Below are 16827 nucleotides of genomic sequence, written 5' to 3'. Positions count from 1 at the left end.
GTCAGGAAGCGTGGCTGCGCCGGGCCTGGGTGAACACCGTGTAGCGGTCGGCCCGGTACAGCGACCGCCCCGCCTCGATGACACCGCCGCTCTGGTCGTGCAGCGTGCCCTCGATGATCAGGCACGGCTGGGTGGCTTCGATGCCGAGGAGGGTCGCGTCGCCGGCGTTCGGGAGGACCGCCGAGATCGCCGTGTCGTTCCACTCGGCGCGGACGTCCCAGCGCTCCTCGATCGTGCGGTGCAGTGATTCGGTTTCCCAGTCGAACAGCTCGATGCCGGGGAAGCGGTCGACCGAGAGGTTGGTGCGCTCGACGGCGAACGGCTCGTCTTCGACGAACCGGAGCCGCTCCAGCCGGAAGACCCGCGCGCCCGGTGGCACGTTCAGGCGGCCGGCGATGCGCTGGTTCGCGCTCTCCACCTCGGCGTGCAGCACCTTCGTCTTGGGGACGACGCCACGGGCCTTCATGTCCTCGGTGAACGACGTCAGCATGTCGATGTGCGCCGCCTGGCGATCCGCGGTGAAGGTCGCGGTGCCGTGCTGGCGGTACAGGACGCCGTCGGCGACCAGGCGGTTGATCTCCTGGCGCACGGTGCCGCGGGCGACCTGGAAGTGCTCGGCGAGGAACCGCTCCGACGGCATCAGCCGGCCGGGGCCCGCCTCCGTCGCGACGGCTTCGAGGATTTCGCGGAGCTGATCGCCCTTCGGCCGCCCCGGCTGCAGCGCGTCCGGGAGGCGGAGATCGCTCGCGGGGACGTGTTTCGGACGGGGCATGCCTTCAGTATGTCGCGCCGCGGCACCCGGCACAGCATCGACCGCGACTCAGCCGGTGGCGCGCCCGGGCAGTCCGGCCAGGAATTCCGCGGCCACGGCCTCGCCGGTGACGTGCCCGACCGCGCGGTAGAGCGACCGCGACTCCCGCGCCGTGCCGTCGGCGAGCGTCGACCGGCCCGCCGCGACCTCGACCGCGGCCAGCCCCAGCAGCGCCTCCGCCTCCACCACGCGGAACCCGCCCGCGCGCGCCGCGTCGAGGGCCGCCCGCGCGTGTTCGCCCGCCTCGCTCGCGCGGCCGCCCGCGGCCAGCACCCGGGACAGCGTCGCCGCCGCTTCCGCCAGCTGGCCGCGCAGCCCGGACTCCGCCGTCAGGTCCCGGGCCTCCCGCAGGACGCGCTCCGCCGCGGACAGGTCGCCGCGGCCTTCCTCCGCGCGGCCCAGCGCGATCAACGCGGCCGCTTCGACCTGCCGGTCGCCGTCGCGGCGGACGCAGTCGAGCGCGGCCCGGGCGGTGCGGGCCGCTTCGTCGTGGTCGCCGCGGGCGATCTGCAGGGCGCTCACCGCGTTCAACGCCGTCGCTTCGCCGAAGCTCGTGCCGAGGTCGCGGAACGCCGCCAGGGCCTGGTCGAGGACCTCGCCCGCCTCGGCCAGCCGTCCGGTGGCCAGCAGCACCCAGCCCAGGTCGGCGAGGTTCGCCGCCGCCCAGAACGCCAGGTCCTCCTTGCGGGCCAGCGCGATCGCCTCGACCAGGCAGTCCTCCGCCTGCTCCAGCCGGCCGAGCTGGCGGTAGTGGCAGCTCAGCGAGTTCAGCGCGAGCGCTTCGCCGGACCGGTTGGCCAGTTCGCGGAACAGCTGGATCGCGCGGCGGCTGTGCTCGACGGCCTCCGACAGCCGGCCGGTCCACTCCAGCATCGAGCCCAGGTTCGCGACGGCCGTCGCCTCGCACTCGCGCCAGCCGCACTCCCGGCTGGCGAGCACCGCCTTCTCCGAATGCCGGATGCCGGCTTCGTGCTGGCCCTCGCGGAAGTACGCGCCGCCGATGGACAGGTGGACCAGCGCCTCGGCCGGCCGGGCGCCGTGGTCGCGGGCCGCGCGCAGGACGATCGGGGCCAGTTCGAGCCACTCCGCGCGGCGGCCGTGGTCGTGGAAGAACCGCCGCAGGGCGTCGGCCAGGTACCAGGCGCCGGGGTACGGCCCGCGCGTCGCGGCCTGCCGCAGCGCCGCCGAGAGGTTCGGGACTTCGACGTCGAGCCAGGCCACGGCGGCCGCGGCGTCGGCGAACGCGATCGGGCTCGGCGCCGCCGGGGCGTCTTCGCGGGGCAGCGAAACGATCCGGGCGCCGAGCAGCGCGACCGCGGCGTCGGCGGCCGCGCAGTAGCCGGTGAACAGCCGCTCCCACGCCCCTTCGCGCGCGGCTTCGTCCTCTTCGGCCCGGACGCACTGCTCGGCGTAGCGGCGGGCGAGGTCGTGGAAGCGGAAGCGGCGGGGCGCGTGCGCCTCCAGGAGGTTCGCCGCGGCCAGCCCGCGCAGCCGGCGCGCGGCCTCGTCGGGCGGCACGGCCAGCAGCGCCGCCGCGGCGATCGGCGTGAAGTCGGCGCCCGGAACCAGCGCGAGCAGCCGGAACGCCTGCCGCAGCCCGGTCGGCAGGGCCTGGTAGGACACCGAAAACGCCTTGGCGACGGCGCTTTCCTCGGCGCCGTCGAAGCCGAGCTGGGCCAGCGGGTCGCCGCGCAGCTCCTCGACCAGCTCGCCGATGCTGGCGACCCCGGTGTTCGCCGCGGCAATCCGCAGGGCCAGCGGGTGGTGACCGCAGAGCCGGGCCAGCTCGGCCGCGGCCTCCGGCTCGGCGCTGGTCCGGTCGCCGAGCAGAGCGGTCAGCAGCGCCTGCGAGTCGTCCTCGCGCAGCTGCGCCAGGCCCAGCGACCGCGCGCCGGTGCGGGCGACCAGCTCGTCGAGCCGGTGGCGGCTGGTCACCAGCACCCGGCCCGACGACGGCAGCAGCGGCAGCACCTGGGCGGCGTCACGGGCGTTGTCCAGCACCACGAGCGCCTGCCGGTCGGCCAGCAGCGAGCGGTAGAGCTTGCTCTGGTCATCGAGGCCCGGGGGCACGTCCCGCAGGTCGACGCCGAGGGTGCGCAGCAGCTGCGCGAGCGCGGCAGCGGGGGTGAGCGGCTCGTCGTCGGCGTCGAAGCCGCGCAGGTTCACGTACAGCTGGCCGTCGGGGTAGCGCGCCCGCGCGGTGTGGGCCCAGTGCACGGCCAGCGCGGTCTTGCCGACGCCCGCCGTGCCGGTGAGCACCCAGACGTCGCCGGGTTCGTCGAGCGTGGCCAGTTCGGGCGCGCGGCCGGCGAACCCGCGGACGTCCAGCGGCAGCTCGGCCGGCCGCGGCGCGACCGGGGCCGCGGCGGGCGGCGGCGCGGGCTCGCCTTCGCCCCGCAGGATCCGCATCCGCAGTTCCTGCAGGGCCTGGCCGGGCTCGATGCCCAGTTCGTCGACGAGCAGGTCGTGCGCCCGCGTGTACGTCTCGAGCGCCTCGGGGGTGCGGCCGCAGCGGTGCAGCGCGAGCATCAGCGCGGCGCGCAGCCGTTCGCGGAAGGGGTGCTCTTCGACGAGCTGCCGCAGCTCGCCGACGACTTCGGCGTGCCGCCCGGAGGCCAGTTCCTGCTCGTAAAGCTCCTCCAGCACGACGAGCCGGCGCTCGGCCAGCGCCGGGCCTTCGTGCTCGGTCAGCGCTTCGCTGACGCCGCCGAGCGGGGTGCCCTCCCACAGCGCGAGCGCCGCCCGCAGGTGCGTGACGGCCTCGGGCCCGGCCGTGGCCCTGGCCTGGGCGACCTCGTCGTCGAACACGTCGAGGTCGCGCTCGCCGGGACCGACCTCGATGACGTAGCCGGGCGCGCGCCGCACGATGACGTCGCGGCCGAGGAGCTTCCGCAGCTCCGAGATGTGCACCTGCAGCCGCCCGCGGACGCTCGGCGGCGCGTTCTCGCCCCAGGTCAGGTCGATCAGGCGGTCTTCGGTGACCACGCGGTTCGGGTTGAGCAGCAGCGCGGCCAGCACGGACGTCTGTTTCTGGCCACCGGGCCGGAACGCGCCCGTGGCGCCGAGGACCGTGACCGGCCCGAGCAGGCGATAGCGCACGTGTTGCCCCCAGAAGGCGGACCGAAGCGGAACGGAAGTGCCGTCGCCGACCCTAACTGTGCCGATCGTTTCCCCTCCGACCACAGTCACGGCCGGATGGCTTTCGTCACGACGGTTGCGTACCGCACTGGGGGCCGGCCTGCTTTTGGCCGGCTGGGAAACCGGACACGCCGGAAGGGAGGCCACGGGTGGACACCGATGATCCGCAGCGCTTGCTGTTCGTCTGTTTCCCGGACGCCGGCGAAGCCGCCGGGCGCTACCGGGCCTGGCGCGACCCGCGGATCGCGGTGCAGGTCGTCGAGCTGCCCGGGCGGGGCGAGCGCCACGACGAGCACCCGTACCGGGACATGTGGCTGCTCGTCGAGTCGCTGTCCGCGGAGCTGGCCGGGGTGCTCGCCGGGGCGCACGTGCTGTTCGGGGCCGGGCTCGGCGCGCTGGTCGCCTACCGGCTGGCGCAGCGGCGGGTGGCCGCGGGACTGGGGGTCCCGCGGGCACTCGTCGTCGCGCACCAGGCGCCGCCGGACCGGGCCGCGCGGGCGGTGCCCGAGCAGGCGGCCCGCGCCGACGTGAGCCTGCTGGTCAGCGACGCGCACGTGCCTGCGGCGCCCCCGCTGCCGTGCCCGATCCGCGGGTTCGGCGAACCGCACGTGATGACCGGCTGGGGCGAGCACACGAGCGCCGGGTTCGTGCTGACCCCGGCGCGGGCCCAGGACAGCGCCGCGCTGCTGCGTGACGCCGTCCTGCGCTCGGCCTACCTGATCTCCGCCCTGGCCGTGCAGGGGCTCGCGCCGCCGTCGAACGCGACGGAGGCGTAGCTCGGGACGTCCTGCGGGACCTTGACGTCGTCGGGCAGGTGGACGCTGAGCTTCGTGCCCGCCGTGCCGGTGAACGTCCCGGTGTAGACGGACGTGGTGGTGCCCGCGCCGGCGTAGGAGACGTCGAGGGTGAACGTCGCCGAGTCGCCGATGTACGGGCCGCCGCCGATGGTGGCGACGCCCGGGTGGTACTCGGTCGTGCCGACCGGCTGGTACGTGACCGAGACGGTGCCGCGGAACGGGCCCGCGGTGCAGCTCGCCGCCACCACCTGGGCGCCGGTTCCGGCCGCTTCGGCGGGGGGTGCGAGGACGACCGCCCCCAGGACGGCCGTGCCGATGACGGCGTGGATTGCACCGGCTTTCATGGTGACTCCTCTTGCGTTCGGGGTGCGGCCGATGCTGCCCGACGCGACTTTCAAACCACTTCCCCGGATCGCGCCCGACAGACGTATAAGCACTGTTACGATTCGGCCCGTGCTTCGCTCCTTGGTCGACGTCACCCCGCTGCGCGCGTCGCCCGCGTTCCGCCGGCTCTGGCTGGGCCGGGTGTTCTCCGGCTTCGGCGCCCAGATGACGCTGGTCGCCGTGATGTTCCAGGTCTGGGAGCAGACCGGGAGCACCGTCTGGACCGGCGCGGTCGGGCTCGCGCAGGCCCTGCCCGTCATCGTGTTCGGCCTGTTCGCCGGGACGCTCGTGGACCGCGTCGACCGCCGGAAGTTCGCCATCGTCATGACGGCGGGGCAGGCCGGCTGCTCGGTGCTGCTGGCCGTGCAGGGGTTCGTGGGCGGGGTGCCGGTGCTCGGGGTGCTGGGGCTGGTGGCCGTCCAGTCCTGCTTCGTCGCCGGCGGCGGCCCGGCCGGGCGCACGTTCATCCCCCGGCTGCTGCCGCCGGAGCAACTACCCGCGGGGCTCGCGCTGAACCGGATCGCCTTCCAGGGCTCGATGCTGCTCGGCCCGGCGCTCGGCGGCCTCCTGCTCGGCTGGCTCGGCGTCGGCGGCTGCTACGTCGTCGACGCCCTCACGTTCGGCCTGGCGTTCTACGGCCTCTTCGGCCTCCCGGCGATGCGGCCCGACGGCGAGCTGTCGCGCCCGGGCCTGCGCGGCGTGCTCGACGGGCTGGCGTTCCTGGTGCGGACCCCGGTCGTGCGCGGGGCGCTGCTCACCGACCTCGCCGCGACCGTCCTGTCCATGCCGATCAGCCTGTTCCCGCTGGTCAACGAGGAGCACTTCGGCGGCAACCCGCGCACGCTCGGTTTGTTCCTGTCGGCCATCGCGGTCGGCGGCGTGGTGGCGTCGGTGTTCTCGGGGGCGTTCACCCGGCTCCCGCGGCCGGGCCGGGTGATGCTCGCGGGCTCCGCCGCGTGGGGCGTCGCACTGACGGCGTTCGGGCTGGCGCCGGGTCCGTGGCTCGGACTGGCGTGCCTGGTGCTGGCGGGCGCGGCGGACACGGTTTCGGTGGTCTCCCGCGGCGCGCTGGTCCAGCTCAACACCCCCGACGCGCTGCTCGGCCGGGTGGCGGCGGCGGAGCAGATCGTCGGGCAGGCGGGCCCGGACGTCGGCAACCTGCGCGGCGGCCTGGTGGCCGGCGCGACGTCGGGGACGTTCGCACTGGTCAGCGGCGGCCTGCTGTGCGTGGCGGCGGTGGTGGCCGTCGGCGCCGGCACGCCGGGGCTGCGCCGGTTCGCGGTCAAGGCAGCTTCAGCGACAGCACGTCCGGGATCGTGACCACGCTGCCGTAGGTGTTCGCGCTCCCGCCGATCGCCAGGATCCGGTGCGCCGACGCCGCCGCGCACACCAGCGACGCCCGGCCGTGGGGGAGCAGCGTGCCCAGCAGCAGCCAGTAACCCGTGCCGGCGTCGAAGACCTCGGCCGTGCGGTCGCGGGCCGTCGGGTCCCCGACGGGGGCGGGACCGCCGCCGGTGACCACGATCCGGTTGCCCACCACGGCGGCGCCGGGCGCGCCGCGGCGCTTGTGCATCGGGGCCACGGCTTCCCAGCGGTCGGCTTCCGGGCAATAGCGCTCGATCGAGGCGAGCGCGTCCTGGTTCCGGCTCGGCAGGCCGCCGATCGCGTACAGGTGCGTCGCGGTGGCCACGAGCCGGAACCGCGCCCGCGGGGTCGGCATCGGCGCCACCGGCACCCAGTGCGGGCGGGGGCCGGCCGGGTCCAGCACGTGGACAGCGTCGGTGGCGTGCTCCGCCGGGTCGGCGTTCCCGACCACGCCGCCCGCGACGTACAGCCGGCCGTCCAGCCCGGCGGCCGAAGCCGCGGCCAGCGGAACGGGCAGCGCGGGCGCCGGACCCCACGTGTCGCGTTCGGGGTCGTAGCGGTCGACGGCGTCCAGCGCGCTGCCGCCGGGGCCGGTTCCGCCCGCGGCGTAGACGATCCCGGCCACGACCCCGGCCGCGAAGTTCCCCCGTGCGACGGGCATCGGGCTGACGTAGTGCCACTCCCCGTCGCCGCGGGCGTGGCGGGTCTCGACCGAGCTGTAGCCGACTTCGCCGTCGGTACCGCCGAGGACGAAGAGGTCGTCCCCGACGGCCGCCACCTCGTGGCCGAACCGGGGTGAGAGCAGCGGCGGCCGGTACTTCCATTCGTTCATCGTTTCCACCCTCTTTTGCCGCCCAGAGTCTCCGCGGTGATCCGCTTCGTTACGGCGTCCGCGATTTACGCCTTCGGAGCAGTACCGGTGACGATCATCCGTCCCAGTGCGCTCGGCCGGATGGCGGACGACGATCACGCTGTGTGCGAGCTCCTCGTTGGTTTGTTTCCGCACGTGATCACGGCGGTCGCAATTCTCGGCAACGTGATTGCGGGCGCGGAAATCGTCATCTACAGTCCGCGGACCACGGCTTTACGAGCCGGATTCCCCACGCACGAGGATTCATTCCCGAGGAGTGCCATGCCCAGACGCGCCTCGACCCGCCGGTTCGCCGTGCTCGCCGTCGCCGCCGCCCTGCTGCTGAGCGGGTGCAGCCAGCTCGGCGGGACGAAGACCGGCGGCGGCGTCGAAAAACCGTCCATCCGGGTCGCGATCCTCACCACCGTCGACCTCGCCACGCTGTGGCTGGCGCAGGAAGGCGGCTACTTCAAGGCCGAAGGCCTCGAGGTGCAGACCGACATCGGCGCCAGCGGCCAGGACACGCTGACCCGCATGGTGGACGGCAAGGACGACCTCGCACTCTCGACGTACACCCTGTTCTTCCTGGCCAAGAGCAGCGGCACGGCGGACCTGAAGCTGATCTCCGACGCCACCTCGGCGAGCCCGCGCAGCAACGAAGTCGTCACGGTCCCGAACTCCCCGGTGAAGACGGTCAACGACCTGAGCGGCAAGCGGATCGCGATCAGCTCGAAGAACGCGGCTTCCGACGTCCTGACCCGCTCGGTGATGCGCGACCACGGCATCGACGCGGACAAGGTGACGTGGGTCCCGATGCCCCTGCCGGAGATGGGCGCGGCACTGGCCCAGGGCCGCGTCGACGCCGCCTACCAGCCGGAACCGTTCCTGACGCAGGCCGCCAAGACGGCCGGCGCGTACCCGGTGATCGACGCGGCGAGCGGCAGTACGCAGGCGTTCCCACTCACTGGTTACGGCGCCACGGCCAAGTGGGCCAGGGATCACCCGAAGACCTTGGCGGCGTTCCAGCGGGCGATGCTCAACGCCACGCGTGCGGCGGTGGACCGGGCGCGGGTGGAGCCGTTGGTGGTGCGGAACGCGCGGGTGGACCAGGACATCGCGAGCCTGATGGTGATGCCGGCGTTCGGGTCCACGTTGGACGCCCGGCGCATCCAGCGGGTGCCGGACCTGTTGCAGCAGCTGGGTGTGGTGCAGACGAAGATCGACGCTTCTTCGATGATCGCTCCGCAGGCCAGTACCGGCTGAGGCCGGGGAGCTTGGGAGGGCGGGTGCGCTGAGGCGTGCCCGCCCTTCGTCGTGCCGCCGCCCGCCGCGAGCTGCCGCCCGCCGCTAGCTGCCCTGCCTGCCAGTTTTCGCGCTCGCCGCCGCCCGCCCGCCTGCCTGCCAGCTGGCGCCCTGCGGACAGCCGCCTGCCAGCCACCGCCCCGGCGGCCGGCCGCCTGACCGGCCCCGGCCGCTCAGGCGGCCGGGGCGGGGCCGCGAGTCTCCGGCGCCGGGCGGCCGGTGGCGGAGAACCAGCGGGAGCGGCCACAGGTGCTGCGAGTGACTCATTCGCGGCCTCAGTGATCCCGAATGACTCATTCGCGACCCCGCCCACCCCCGGCGACCCGGCACCTCAGACCCGAACCCGCGCGCCGCCCCGACTTCACCCGTGCTCCCGTTACTCCCCGGTACCGAATACCACTAAGCGCGCGCTTTGTGAAAATTTCCGGAGCGCCCGGTTTCGGTGGTTCGCACCTTGACTTCACCGCCGCTGCCCTCCACCCTCTTCATACCGACCGCGCGGTACGGCCTGGTCCACATGGTGAGACAGGAGAGTCATCGATGACACTTCTTGGCGAGGCGGGTTCCGGCGAGGCGCTGCCCGGCGAGGATCTCCTCGTGGTCGACGGCCTCACCGTGCGCTTCGGCGGGCTCACCGCGTTGCGCGACGTCCGGCTGAGCGTCGACGCCGGGACCGTCGTCGGGGTCATCGGGCCGAACGGCGCGGGCAAGACGACGCTCTTCAACGTCGTCTGCGGGTTCGTGCGGCCGCAGGCGGGGCGCGTGCTGTGGCGCGGGGAGCCGCTGGTCCGGCACCGCCCGGAACACCTGGCGGGCCTCGGGATCGTGCGGACCCTGCAGGGGCTCGGGCTCTTCCCGGGGCTGACGGTGCTGGAGAACGTGATGGCCGGCGCGGGCCGGCACGCTCGCACCGGGGTGCTCCCCGCGCTCGTCGGGGCCGGGCGGTCCGCGCGCGACGAAGCCGGCCTCGCCGGGCGGGCGCGGGCGACCCTCGGGGAACTGGGCATCGCCGACCTCGCCGACCGGCTTCCCGGCGTTCTGCCCTACGGGGTGCGAAAACGCGTCGCACTCGCCAGGGCGCTCGTCGCCGAACCCGACCTGCTCCTGCTCGACGAACCCGCGAGCGGGCTCTCGGCCGCCGAACTCGTCGAGCTTTCCACGCTGATCCTCTCGCTGCGGCGGCACATGGCCGTCGTGCTCGTCGAACACCACATGGACCTGGTCATGCAGGTCTGCGACCGCGTCGTGGTGCTGAACTTCGGCGAGGTGATCGCGGCGGGCACCCCGGCCGAGATCCAGGCCGACCCCCGCGTGGCCGAGGCCTACCTCGGCGACCCCGCCGAGGAGGCGCCCGGTGCTTGAGATCGACGGCCTTTCCGTGGCCTACGGCGCCGTCGACGCGCTCGACGGCGTCGGCCTCACCGTCGAGCGGGGCGGGATCACCGCCGTGCTCGGGGCGAACGGCGCCGGCAAGACCACGTTGCTGCGCACGATCAGCGGACTGCAGCCCGCCCGCGCCGGCCGGATCTCCTGGAACGGCGAGGAACTCACCGGCCGGGCGCCGGACCGGATCGCCCGCGGCGGGGTCGCGCACGTGCCCGAAGGCGGCGGCGTGATCACCGAGCTGACCGTCGACGAGAACCTCCGGCTGGGTGCGCTGTGGCGGCGGGACCGCGCCGATCGCGCGGCCGCGCGCGACGAGGTCTACGAGCTCTTCCCGCCGCTGGCGGAACGTTCGGCGAAACCCGCGTCGACGCTGTCCGGCGGCGAGCGGCAGATGCTCGCCATCGGCCGCGCGCTGATGAGCAGGCCCGGGCTCCTGCTGCTGGACGAGCCGTCGCTGGGGCTCGCCCCGCTGATCACCGCGCGGATCATGGGGATCCTGCGGGACCTGCGGGCCTCGACCGGCCTGACCGTCGTGCTCGTCGAGCAGAACGCCCACAGCGCGCTGTCCATCGCCGACCGCGGGTACGTCCTCGCGCTCGGCCGGGTCGTGGCCGTCGACACCGCGGCGGAACTCCTGGCCGACGACGGCCTCCGCCACGCCTACCTCGGCTTCTGAGCGTCCACAATGGAGGTGAACGGTCCGGTATGCAGGACTTCTTCGATCTGACCCTCGGCGGGATCTCGGCCGGCGCGGTGTACGCGGCGCTCGGGCTCGCACTGGTCATCATCTACCGGGCCACCCGGGTGGTGAACTTCGCGCAACCCGCCCTCGCCCTGATTTCGACGTACCTCGCGTACTCGGTGACCAAGGCGACGGGCAGCTACTGGCTCGGCTTCGCCGTCGCGATCGTCGCCGGGACCGTGCTCGGCGTCGCCACCGAACGGCTGCTGATCCGGCCGCTGCGGCACCGCTCCGAGCTGAGCTCGATCATCGTCACGCTCGGGCTTTTGCTGGTGCTGCAAGCGATCGCGGGCATGATCTGGTCCAACGAGCCGCTGGCGTTCCCCTACGCCTTCGACTTCCGCGGCCGGTTCTCCGCCAACGACCTGTTCGTCGTGCTGATCGTGCTCGCCATCGCCGCGCTCGTGCTCGTCGTGTTCAAGTACACGCCGCTGGGGTTGCGGATGCGGGCGGCCGCGTTCGCGCCGGACGTCGCCCGCACCCTCGGCGTGCGGGTCGGGCTGATGCTCACCGTCGGCTGGGGCATGGCGGCGGCGGTCGGCTCGCTGGCCGGATTGCTCGCCACGCCACCGTTCCTCTTCCCGAACGTGCTGGACGGCGTCTTCGTCTACGCGCTCACCGCGGCGGTGCTCGGCGGTCTCGACAATCCGCTGGGCACCATCGCGGGCGGGTTCGTCCTCGGCGTCGGACTGTCCTATGTGTCCGGCTACTTGGGACCGGAGATGGTGACCATCGCCGCGCTGGCGATCCTGGTGATCGTGCTTTCCGTTCGCCCGAGCGGGTTGTTCGGCCGGGCGAAGGCGAGGCGGGTATGAGCGTGCGCACCAGTCTTCCCCGGACCACCGCGCCCGCCGTGCGGAAGAAGCGCACGCTGCCGCCGCTGGTCCGCCACGTCCTCTTCGCGCTGGCGGCCTTCGCCGTCGTCGTCGTGCTGACGCTGGTGACCGACGAGTTCACCAACCTGCGCATCGCGACGATCGGCTACTACCTGATCGCGGTGGCCGGGCTGACGCTGCTGACCGGCCTCACCGGCCAGGTTTCGCTGGGGCACGGCGCGTTCATGTTCATCGGCGCGTACACGGTGGCGCTGCTGGTGAACAAGGTGCCGTCGTTCCCGCTGTGGGCCGACCTGCTGCTGGCCAGCGCGGCCGGCGGGCTCGCCGGGCTGCTGGCCGGGGCCGCCGCGGCCCGGCTGCGCGGGCCGTACCTCGCCGGCGCGACGCTCGCGCTGGCCGTCGGCCTGCCCGCGCTGACCCGCAAGTTCCCGGACTTCCTGGGCGGCAGCAACGGGTTGAGCTTCACCGTCCACAGCAGACCGTCCGGAGTGGTCGGTCTGGTGCCGGAACTGCGCTGGCAGACCTGGATCGTCTGGCTCAGCGTGCTCATCGCGCTGGTGCTGGTGGTCAACATCGTCCGCGGCCGGCTCGGGCGCGACTTCCGCGCGGTCCGCGACGACGAGGTCGCCGCGTCGCTGAGCGGGATCGCCGTCGGGCGCACCAAGATCCTCGCGTTCCTGGTCAGCGCGGTGTGCGGCGGCCTCGCCGGTGGCCTGCAGGCGTTCCTGCTCGGCACCGCCGCGCCGGGGTCGTTCACGCCCGCGTTGTCGCTGAGCCTGCTGGCGGCCGTGGTGCTGGGCGGGCTCGGGTCCCTGTGGGGCGCGCTGTGGGGCGCGGTCGCGCTCGTGTACTTCCAGGCCTGGTCCGAGGACCTCGCCGACGTGCTGCACCTGAACACCGACGTCGCCAACAACCTCCCGCTCGCGGTGTACGGCGTGATCCTCATCGTCGTCGTGCTCGCCTTCCCGCGCGGCATCCAGGGCGGTTTCCAGCGGCTCCGCACACTCCTCCGCAAGCCCGCCGAAAAGAAGGAGAACCATGAGAACCACTAGGTACGGCGCGGGTTTCCTCGCCCTCGCCTTGGCGCTGACCGCGTGCGGCGGCGCGGGGGAGAGCGACGGCGGCGGCCAGCAGGCCGCGGACTCCGCCGTCGGCGTCACCAAGGACAGCGTCGTTATCGGCACGCACCAGCCGCTGACCGGGCCGGCCGCGCCGGGGTACAGCAAGATCTCCGTCGGCGCCCGCGCGGTCTACCAGGCGATCAACGACGGCGGCGGGATCAACGGCCGGAAGATCGACTACAAGGTCGAGGACGACGGCTACAACCCGACGAAGACCGTCGAGGTGGTGAAGAAGCTCGTCCTGCAGGACAAGGTGTTCGCGATCGTCGGCGGGCTGGGCACGCCGACGCACTCCAAGGTCGTCGACTACCTCAACGCCGAGGGCGTGCCGGACCTGCTCGTGTCGTCGGGCGCGCTGGCCTGGGACAACCCGCAGAAGGCGCCGATGACCTTCGGGTACCAGGTGGACTACACGCGCGAGGGCAAGATCCAGGGCCAGTACATCAAGAGCACCTTTGCGGGCAAGAAGGTCGGCTACTTCACGCAGAACGACGACGTCGGCCGCGACACGCAGGCCGGGCTGGACCAGTTCGTCAAGGACCAGACCGTCGTCCGCCAGGGCTACGACAGCGCGAACACCGATGTCACGCCGCAGCTTTCCGCGTTGAAGGCGGCGGGCGCCGAGGTCGTCGTCTGCGCGTGCATCCCGGCGTTCACCGCGCTGTCGATCCTGGCCGCGGCGAAGATCGGCTACCGGCCGCAGTTCGTGGTCAGCAGCATCGGCGCGGACCCGGCGACGCTTTCCGGGCTGCTGCAGGACTTCGCCAAGCGCGGCGGCGCCAGCGTCTCCAGCGGGCAGCTGCTGGCCGGGCTGATCGGCACCGGCTACCTGCCGGACGTCGCCCAGACGTCGGACCCGTGGGTTGCCTACTTCAAGGGCCTCCACGACAAGTACATCCCGAAGGAGCCGTTCACGAACACCGTGCTGTTCGGCATGGTGCAGGCTTACACGTTCGGGCAGGCGCTCAAGGCCGCCGGGCCGGACCCGACGCGGCAGAAGCTCGTCGACGCGATGAGCTCCGGGTCGCTCAAAGGCCCGGGCCTGACGCCGTTCGGGTTCTCGAAGGAATCGCACGCGGGGTACACCGGCGCGTACGTCTTCAAGATCAACCCGGACACCACGACGGCGATCATCCAGCCACCCTCCGTCACCGACCGGGGTACCGGGGCCATCACGGCGTACACCGGTGAACGCGCCACCCCGGAGCAGGTGAACCTGCTGAGCAAGTGAGGAACGGGCCGGTTCGCGGCGGTGCCGCGGGCCGGCCCCCGCTCACATAGGGTGGCGACATGACGGTCAGGGAGAAGGTCGTGCGGGCGGCGGTCCGGCTGTTCGCCGAGAAGGGCTTCGAGGCGACGAGGGTCCGCGAGATCGTCGAAGCCGCCGGCGTCACCAAGGGTGGTCTCTACCACTACTTCGAGTCCAAGGACGACCTGCTCTTCGAGATCTACGTGGCGATGCTGCGGATGCAGACGCGGCGGATGGTGACGATCGCGGAGTCGGACCTGCCGCTGCCGGAGCGGCTGCACGCGATCATCGTCGACGTCGTCGTGACGAGCATCGCCGACCTGGACGCGGCGACCGTGTTCTTCCAGTCGTTCCCCCTGCTGGAGAAGTCCAAGCAGGTCCAGGTGCGCGCCGAGCGGCGCACCTACCACGAGCGCGTGCGCGACCTGGTCGCCGAAGGGCAGCGGACCGGTACCTTCCGCGCCGACGTCCCGGCCGACCTGGTGATCAACTATCACTTCGGCGCCATCCACCGGCTCGGCATGTGGTACCACGCCGACGGCGAGCTGTCGGGGGAGCAGGTGGGCGAGCACTTCGCGAACCTGATGCTGGGCAGCCTCCGTCCTTAGTGGACGATCTATCGTGGGGACCATGCACATCGTGGCGGTCCTCGCGCTGGACCAGGTCGTCCCGTTCGACCTGGCGACCCCCATCGAGACCTTCTCGCGGACCCGGCTCCTCGACGGCTCGCCCGCCTACGAGGTCCGGATCTGCGCCCCGGCACCGGAGGTGGACGCGGGCGCGTTCACGCTGCGGCCGCCGTGGGACCTGACCGGGCTGGCGACCGCGGACACGATCATCGTCCCGGGCCGCTCGGCGAACCCGCCGGTCCCGGCCCCCGTGGTGTCGGCGCTGCGCGCGGCGGCCGAGCGGGGCGCGCGGATCGCGTCGATCTGCTCGGGCGCGTTCATCCTGGCGGAGACGGGCCTGCTGGACGGCCTGCGCGCGACGACCCACTGGGCGGCGGCCCCCGAGCTGGCCCGCCTGCACCCGGCGGTCGAGGTCGACCCGGACGTGCTGTACGTGGACAACGGCCGGATCCTGAGCTCGGCGGGCGCCGCGGCGGGCCTCGACCTGTGCCTCCACCTGGTCCGCCGCGACCACGGTTCGGCGGTGGCGGCCGCCGCGGCCCGGATGTCGGTGATGCCGCTGGAACGGGAGGGCGGGCAGGCCCAGTTCATCGTCCACGACACCCCGCCGGCCCCGCGCGGGTCCGAGCTGGAGCCGCTGCTGGCGTGGCTGGAGGAGAACTGCGCGGCGGAGCTGACGCTGCCGGGCATCGCGGGGCACGCGGGGATGAGCACGCGCACGCTCAACCGCCGGTTCCGCGAGCAGACGGGCACGACCCCGCTGCAGTGGCTGCTGCGCGCCCGGGTGCGGCGGGCACAGCACCTGCTGGAGGCGACGGGCGAGCCGGTGGACCGGATCGCGGGGCAAGTGGGGTTCGGGTCGCCGACGGCGTTCCGGGAGCGGTTCAAGCGGGTGGTGGGGAGGAGCCCGCAGGCGTACCGGGCGAGTTTCCGGGCAGCGGGGGCAGGCGGGTGATTTCGGGTGGCGGCGGGTTCCGGCTGCGGTCAGGCGGGTGGAGTCCGCAGGCGTTCGGGGACGGGCGTTCGGGCGGCGGCTGACTTCGGGTGGTGGTGTGCCGGCTGCGGCCGGTGGGGTGGAGTCCGTAGGTGTTCGGGGTGAGTTTTCGGGCGGCGGTGGGTGACTTCGGGTGGTGGTGTGCCGGCTGCGGCCGGTGGGGTGGAGTCCGTAGGTGTTCGGGGTGAGTTTTCGGGCGGCGGTGGGTGACTTCGGGTGGTGGTGTGCCGGCTGCGGCCGGTGGGGTGGAGTCCGTAGGTGTTCGGGGTGAGTTTTCGGGCGGCGGCGGGCGACCTCGGATGGTGGTGTGCCGGCCGCGGTCAGGCGGGTGGAGTCCGTAGGCCTTCTGGGACGAGCTTTCGGGCGGCGGCTGCCGCAGGTGGCGTGTGCCGGGTGCGGTTCGGGTGGGTTGCGGGCCGGAGCCCGCAGGTGTTCCGGCAGGCGGGTGAAGGCGCTCGAGGCCCAGCGTCGGTCGGAGCCGGGCCACTCGTAGCGGGTGGCGCCCTGTTCCGGCTGCGGCTCAAGCGGGTGAAGGCGGCTCGAGTCCCCACGTCTCCCAGCGTCGCCCGTCGGGGTCCAGCCGCGCGTACAGCGTGGCCGCGTGTTCCGGCCGTGTGAGCACCGCGATCGCCTCCTGTTGCAGCAGGTGCAGCGATCCCACCTCGGCGCGCAGCGCAGCGATGCGGCGGCGCAACCGCGGCCGGGTCCGCCACGGGCGCCAGAGCACCGCCAGCAGCAGGCCCGCGGCTGCCGTCTGGTACTCCTGCGCCGTCCTGACCAGCCGGTCCGCCTCGGCGCCGAGCACGCTGCCGGCCCGGCGGTCGATCGTCCGCGCCAGCTCGCTTTCGAAGAGGCGCTCGTGCGCGCCGCCGGCGAAGTCCGCCACCCGGCGGGGTACGCCCGCGACGAGGGCGGCGGTCAGCAGGTCCGCGAGGGCCGCGCGCAGGGCGTTCCGGGCGTCCGTGCCGTCCTCGAGGAGCGCGGCGACACCCAGCTCGGCGGCGATGGATGCCTGACGGTCGTCCCCCGGCACCGGGGGAGCCGCGCCGATCGCCACGCCGCGGATGCCGCCGCTGAGCTCGCGGACCGCCGCCAGCTGCCGGTGGACCTCGGCGCGCAGCCCGCGCCGGTCCTGGACCTTGGCGAAGTAGTTGGTCAGCGCCGCACCGACGACGCCGCCGCCGGTCGTGTAGGCCAGTTCGACGAGGCCGGGCACCGGGACG

15 protein-coding genes are annotated in these 16827 nt (G+C 73.3%); 10 read left to right on the top strand and 5 right to left on the bottom strand.

The features are described 5' to 3' along the window. Nucleotide 1: 1 nt before the first annotated feature. Together ACLJQM_RS38795 and ACLJQM_RS38790 are read right to left on the bottom strand one after the other, a co-directional pair. Nucleotides 2-772 (bottom strand): GntR family transcriptional regulator, encoded by a 771-nt coding sequence (locus ACLJQM_RS38795; protein ID WP_360778868.1) that lies wholly within the window; start codon nt 770-772, stop codon nt 2-4. Nucleotides 773-820: 48 nt separating this feature from the next. Then, nucleotides 821-3910, bottom strand: a complete 3090-nt coding sequence (locus ACLJQM_RS38790) for a BTAD domain-containing putative transcriptional regulator (RefSeq protein ID WP_410635323.1) — start codon at nt 3908-3910, stop codon at nt 821-823. A 188-nt stretch (nt 3911-4098) separates the two neighbouring features. Between ACLJQM_RS38790 and ACLJQM_RS38785 the strand changes: the two genes are divergently transcribed. Beyond that, complete coding sequence (locus tag ACLJQM_RS38785) at nt 4099-4725, top strand: thioesterase II family protein (RefSeq protein WP_410635322.1); 627 nt, start codon at nt 4099-4101, stop codon at nt 4723-4725. On the opposite strand, the gene ACLJQM_RS38780 is transcribed toward ACLJQM_RS38785, so the two are convergent. After that, nucleotides 4662-5090: a hypothetical protein gene (locus ACLJQM_RS38780; protein ID WP_247014100.1), complete on the bottom strand. Its 429-nt coding sequence runs from the start codon at nt 5088-5090 to the stop codon at nt 4662-4664. The two genes, ACLJQM_RS38785 and ACLJQM_RS38780, sit on opposite strands and share 64 nt — an antisense overlap. Nucleotides 5091-5199: 109 nt before the next feature. Between ACLJQM_RS38780 and ACLJQM_RS38775 the strand changes: the two genes are divergently transcribed. Next, a complete protein-coding gene (locus ACLJQM_RS38775; RefSeq protein ID WP_410635321.1) occupies nt 5200-6450 on the top strand; it encodes an MFS transporter in 1251 nt (416 codons plus the stop codon). Here the strand turns inward: ACLJQM_RS38775 and ACLJQM_RS38770 are convergent. Continuing rightward, the gene (locus tag ACLJQM_RS38770) at nt 6413-7327 is read right to left on the bottom strand and encodes a Kelch repeat-containing protein (protein WP_410635320.1); all 915 of its coding nucleotides are present in this window, start codon (nt 7325-7327) and stop codon (nt 6413-6415) included. The genes ACLJQM_RS38775 and ACLJQM_RS38770 overlap by 38 nt on opposite strands. 300 nt (nt 7328-7627) lie before the next feature. On the opposite strand from ACLJQM_RS38770, the gene ACLJQM_RS38765 reads away from it, so the two are divergent. The 8 genes from ACLJQM_RS38765 to ACLJQM_RS38730 all read left to right on the top strand — a co-directional run bounded on the left by ACLJQM_RS38765 (nt 7628) and on the right by ACLJQM_RS38730 (nt 15565). Next, nucleotides 7628-8608: an ABC transporter substrate-binding protein gene (locus tag ACLJQM_RS38765; RefSeq protein WP_360779249.1), complete on the top strand. Its 981-nt coding sequence runs from the start codon at nt 7628-7630 to the stop codon at nt 8606-8608. Nucleotides 8609-9187: 579 nt separating this feature from the next. After that, nucleotides 9188-10009: an ABC transporter ATP-binding protein gene (locus ACLJQM_RS38760; RefSeq protein ID WP_410635319.1), complete on the top strand. Its 822-nt coding sequence runs from the start codon at nt 9188-9190 to the stop codon at nt 10007-10009. Beyond that, complete coding sequence (locus ACLJQM_RS38755; RefSeq protein ID WP_410635317.1) at nt 10002-10709, top strand: ABC transporter ATP-binding protein; 708 nt, start codon at nt 10002-10004, stop codon at nt 10707-10709. The genes ACLJQM_RS38760 and ACLJQM_RS38755 overlap by 8 nt, the downstream gene beginning before the upstream one ends. Before the next feature lie 29 nt (nt 10710-10738). After that, nucleotides 10739-11590: a branched-chain amino acid ABC transporter permease gene (locus tag ACLJQM_RS38750; protein WP_247014088.1), complete on the top strand. Its 852-nt coding sequence runs from the start codon at nt 10739-10741 to the stop codon at nt 11588-11590. Beyond that, a complete protein-coding gene (locus ACLJQM_RS38745) occupies nt 11587-12663 on the top strand; it encodes a branched-chain amino acid ABC transporter permease (RefSeq protein ID WP_360778843.1) in 1077 nt (358 codons plus the stop codon). The genes ACLJQM_RS38750 and ACLJQM_RS38745 overlap by 4 nt, the downstream gene beginning before the upstream one ends. Further along, nucleotides 12650-13963 carry an ABC transporter substrate-binding protein gene (locus ACLJQM_RS38740; RefSeq protein WP_410635315.1) on the top strand — a complete coding sequence of 438 codons (1314 nt, stop codon included), beginning with the start codon at nt 12650-12652 and terminating at the stop codon, nt 13961-13963. Before ACLJQM_RS38745 ends, ACLJQM_RS38740 begins: the two co-directional genes overlap by 14 nt. A 59-nt stretch (nt 13964-14022) precedes the next feature. Continuing rightward, on the top strand, nt 14023-14589 hold the full coding sequence (locus ACLJQM_RS38735; RefSeq protein ID WP_410635314.1) for a TetR/AcrR family transcriptional regulator: 567 nt from the start codon (nt 14023-14025) through the stop codon (nt 14587-14589). 22 nt (nt 14590-14611) lie between these two features. Further along, nucleotides 14612-15565 (top strand): GlxA family transcriptional regulator, encoded by a 954-nt coding sequence (locus tag ACLJQM_RS38730; protein ID WP_410635313.1) that lies wholly within the window; start codon nt 14612-14614, stop codon nt 15563-15565. Nucleotides 15566-16124: 559 nt separating this feature from the next. Here ACLJQM_RS38730 and ACLJQM_RS38725 read toward each other — a convergent pair. After that, complete coding sequence (locus ACLJQM_RS38725; protein ID WP_410635312.1) at nt 16125-16820, bottom strand: hypothetical protein; 696 nt, start codon at nt 16818-16820, stop codon at nt 16125-16127. Nucleotides 16821-16827 lie beyond the last annotated feature (7 nt).

Origin of the sequence: Amycolatopsis sp. cmx-4-83, assembly GCF_046548815.1 — a bacterium.
Lineage (GTDB): Bacteria > Actinomycetota > Actinomycetes > Mycobacteriales > Pseudonocardiaceae > Amycolatopsis > Amycolatopsis pretoriensis_A.
This window is presented reverse-complemented; position numbering and strand designations above follow the sequence as displayed.

What these genes read in the sequence shown, in the direction of transcription:
- ACLJQM_RS38760 (WP_410635319.1), top strand. Translation starts at nt 9,188, where the DNA reads ATGACACTTCTTGGCGAGGCGGGTTCCGGCGAGGCGCTGCCCGGCGAG.
- ACLJQM_RS38795 (WP_360778868.1), bottom strand. Translation starts at nt 772, where the DNA reads ATGCCCCGTCCGAAACACGTCCCCGCGAGCGATCTCCGCCTCCCGGAC.
- ACLJQM_RS38735 (WP_410635314.1), top strand. Translation starts at nt 14,023, where the DNA reads ATGACGGTCAGGGAGAAGGTCGTGCGGGCGGCGGTCCGGCTGTTCGCC.
- ACLJQM_RS38780 (WP_247014100.1), bottom strand. Translation starts at nt 5,090, where the DNA reads ATGAAAGCCGGTGCAATCCACGCCGTCATCGGCACGGCCGTCCTGGGG.
- ACLJQM_RS38770 (WP_410635320.1), bottom strand. Translation starts at nt 7,327, where the DNA reads ATGAACGAATGGAAGTACCGGCCGCCGCTGCTCTCACCCCGGTTCGGC.
- ACLJQM_RS38730 (WP_410635313.1), top strand. Translation starts at nt 14,612, where the DNA reads ATGCACATCGTGGCGGTCCTCGCGCTGGACCAGGTCGTCCCGTTCGAC.
- ACLJQM_RS38745 (WP_360778843.1), top strand. Translation starts at nt 11,587, where the DNA reads ATGAGCGTGCGCACCAGTCTTCCCCGGACCACCGCGCCCGCCGTGCGG.
- ACLJQM_RS38765 (WP_360779249.1), top strand. Translation starts at nt 7,628, where the DNA reads ATGCCCAGACGCGCCTCGACCCGCCGGTTCGCCGTGCTCGCCGTCGCC.
- ACLJQM_RS38750 (WP_247014088.1), top strand. Translation starts at nt 10,739, where the DNA reads ATGCAGGACTTCTTCGATCTGACCCTCGGCGGGATCTCGGCCGGCGCG.
- ACLJQM_RS38740 (WP_410635315.1), top strand. Translation starts at nt 12,650, where the DNA reads ATGAGAACCACTAGGTACGGCGCGGGTTTCCTCGCCCTCGCCTTGGCG.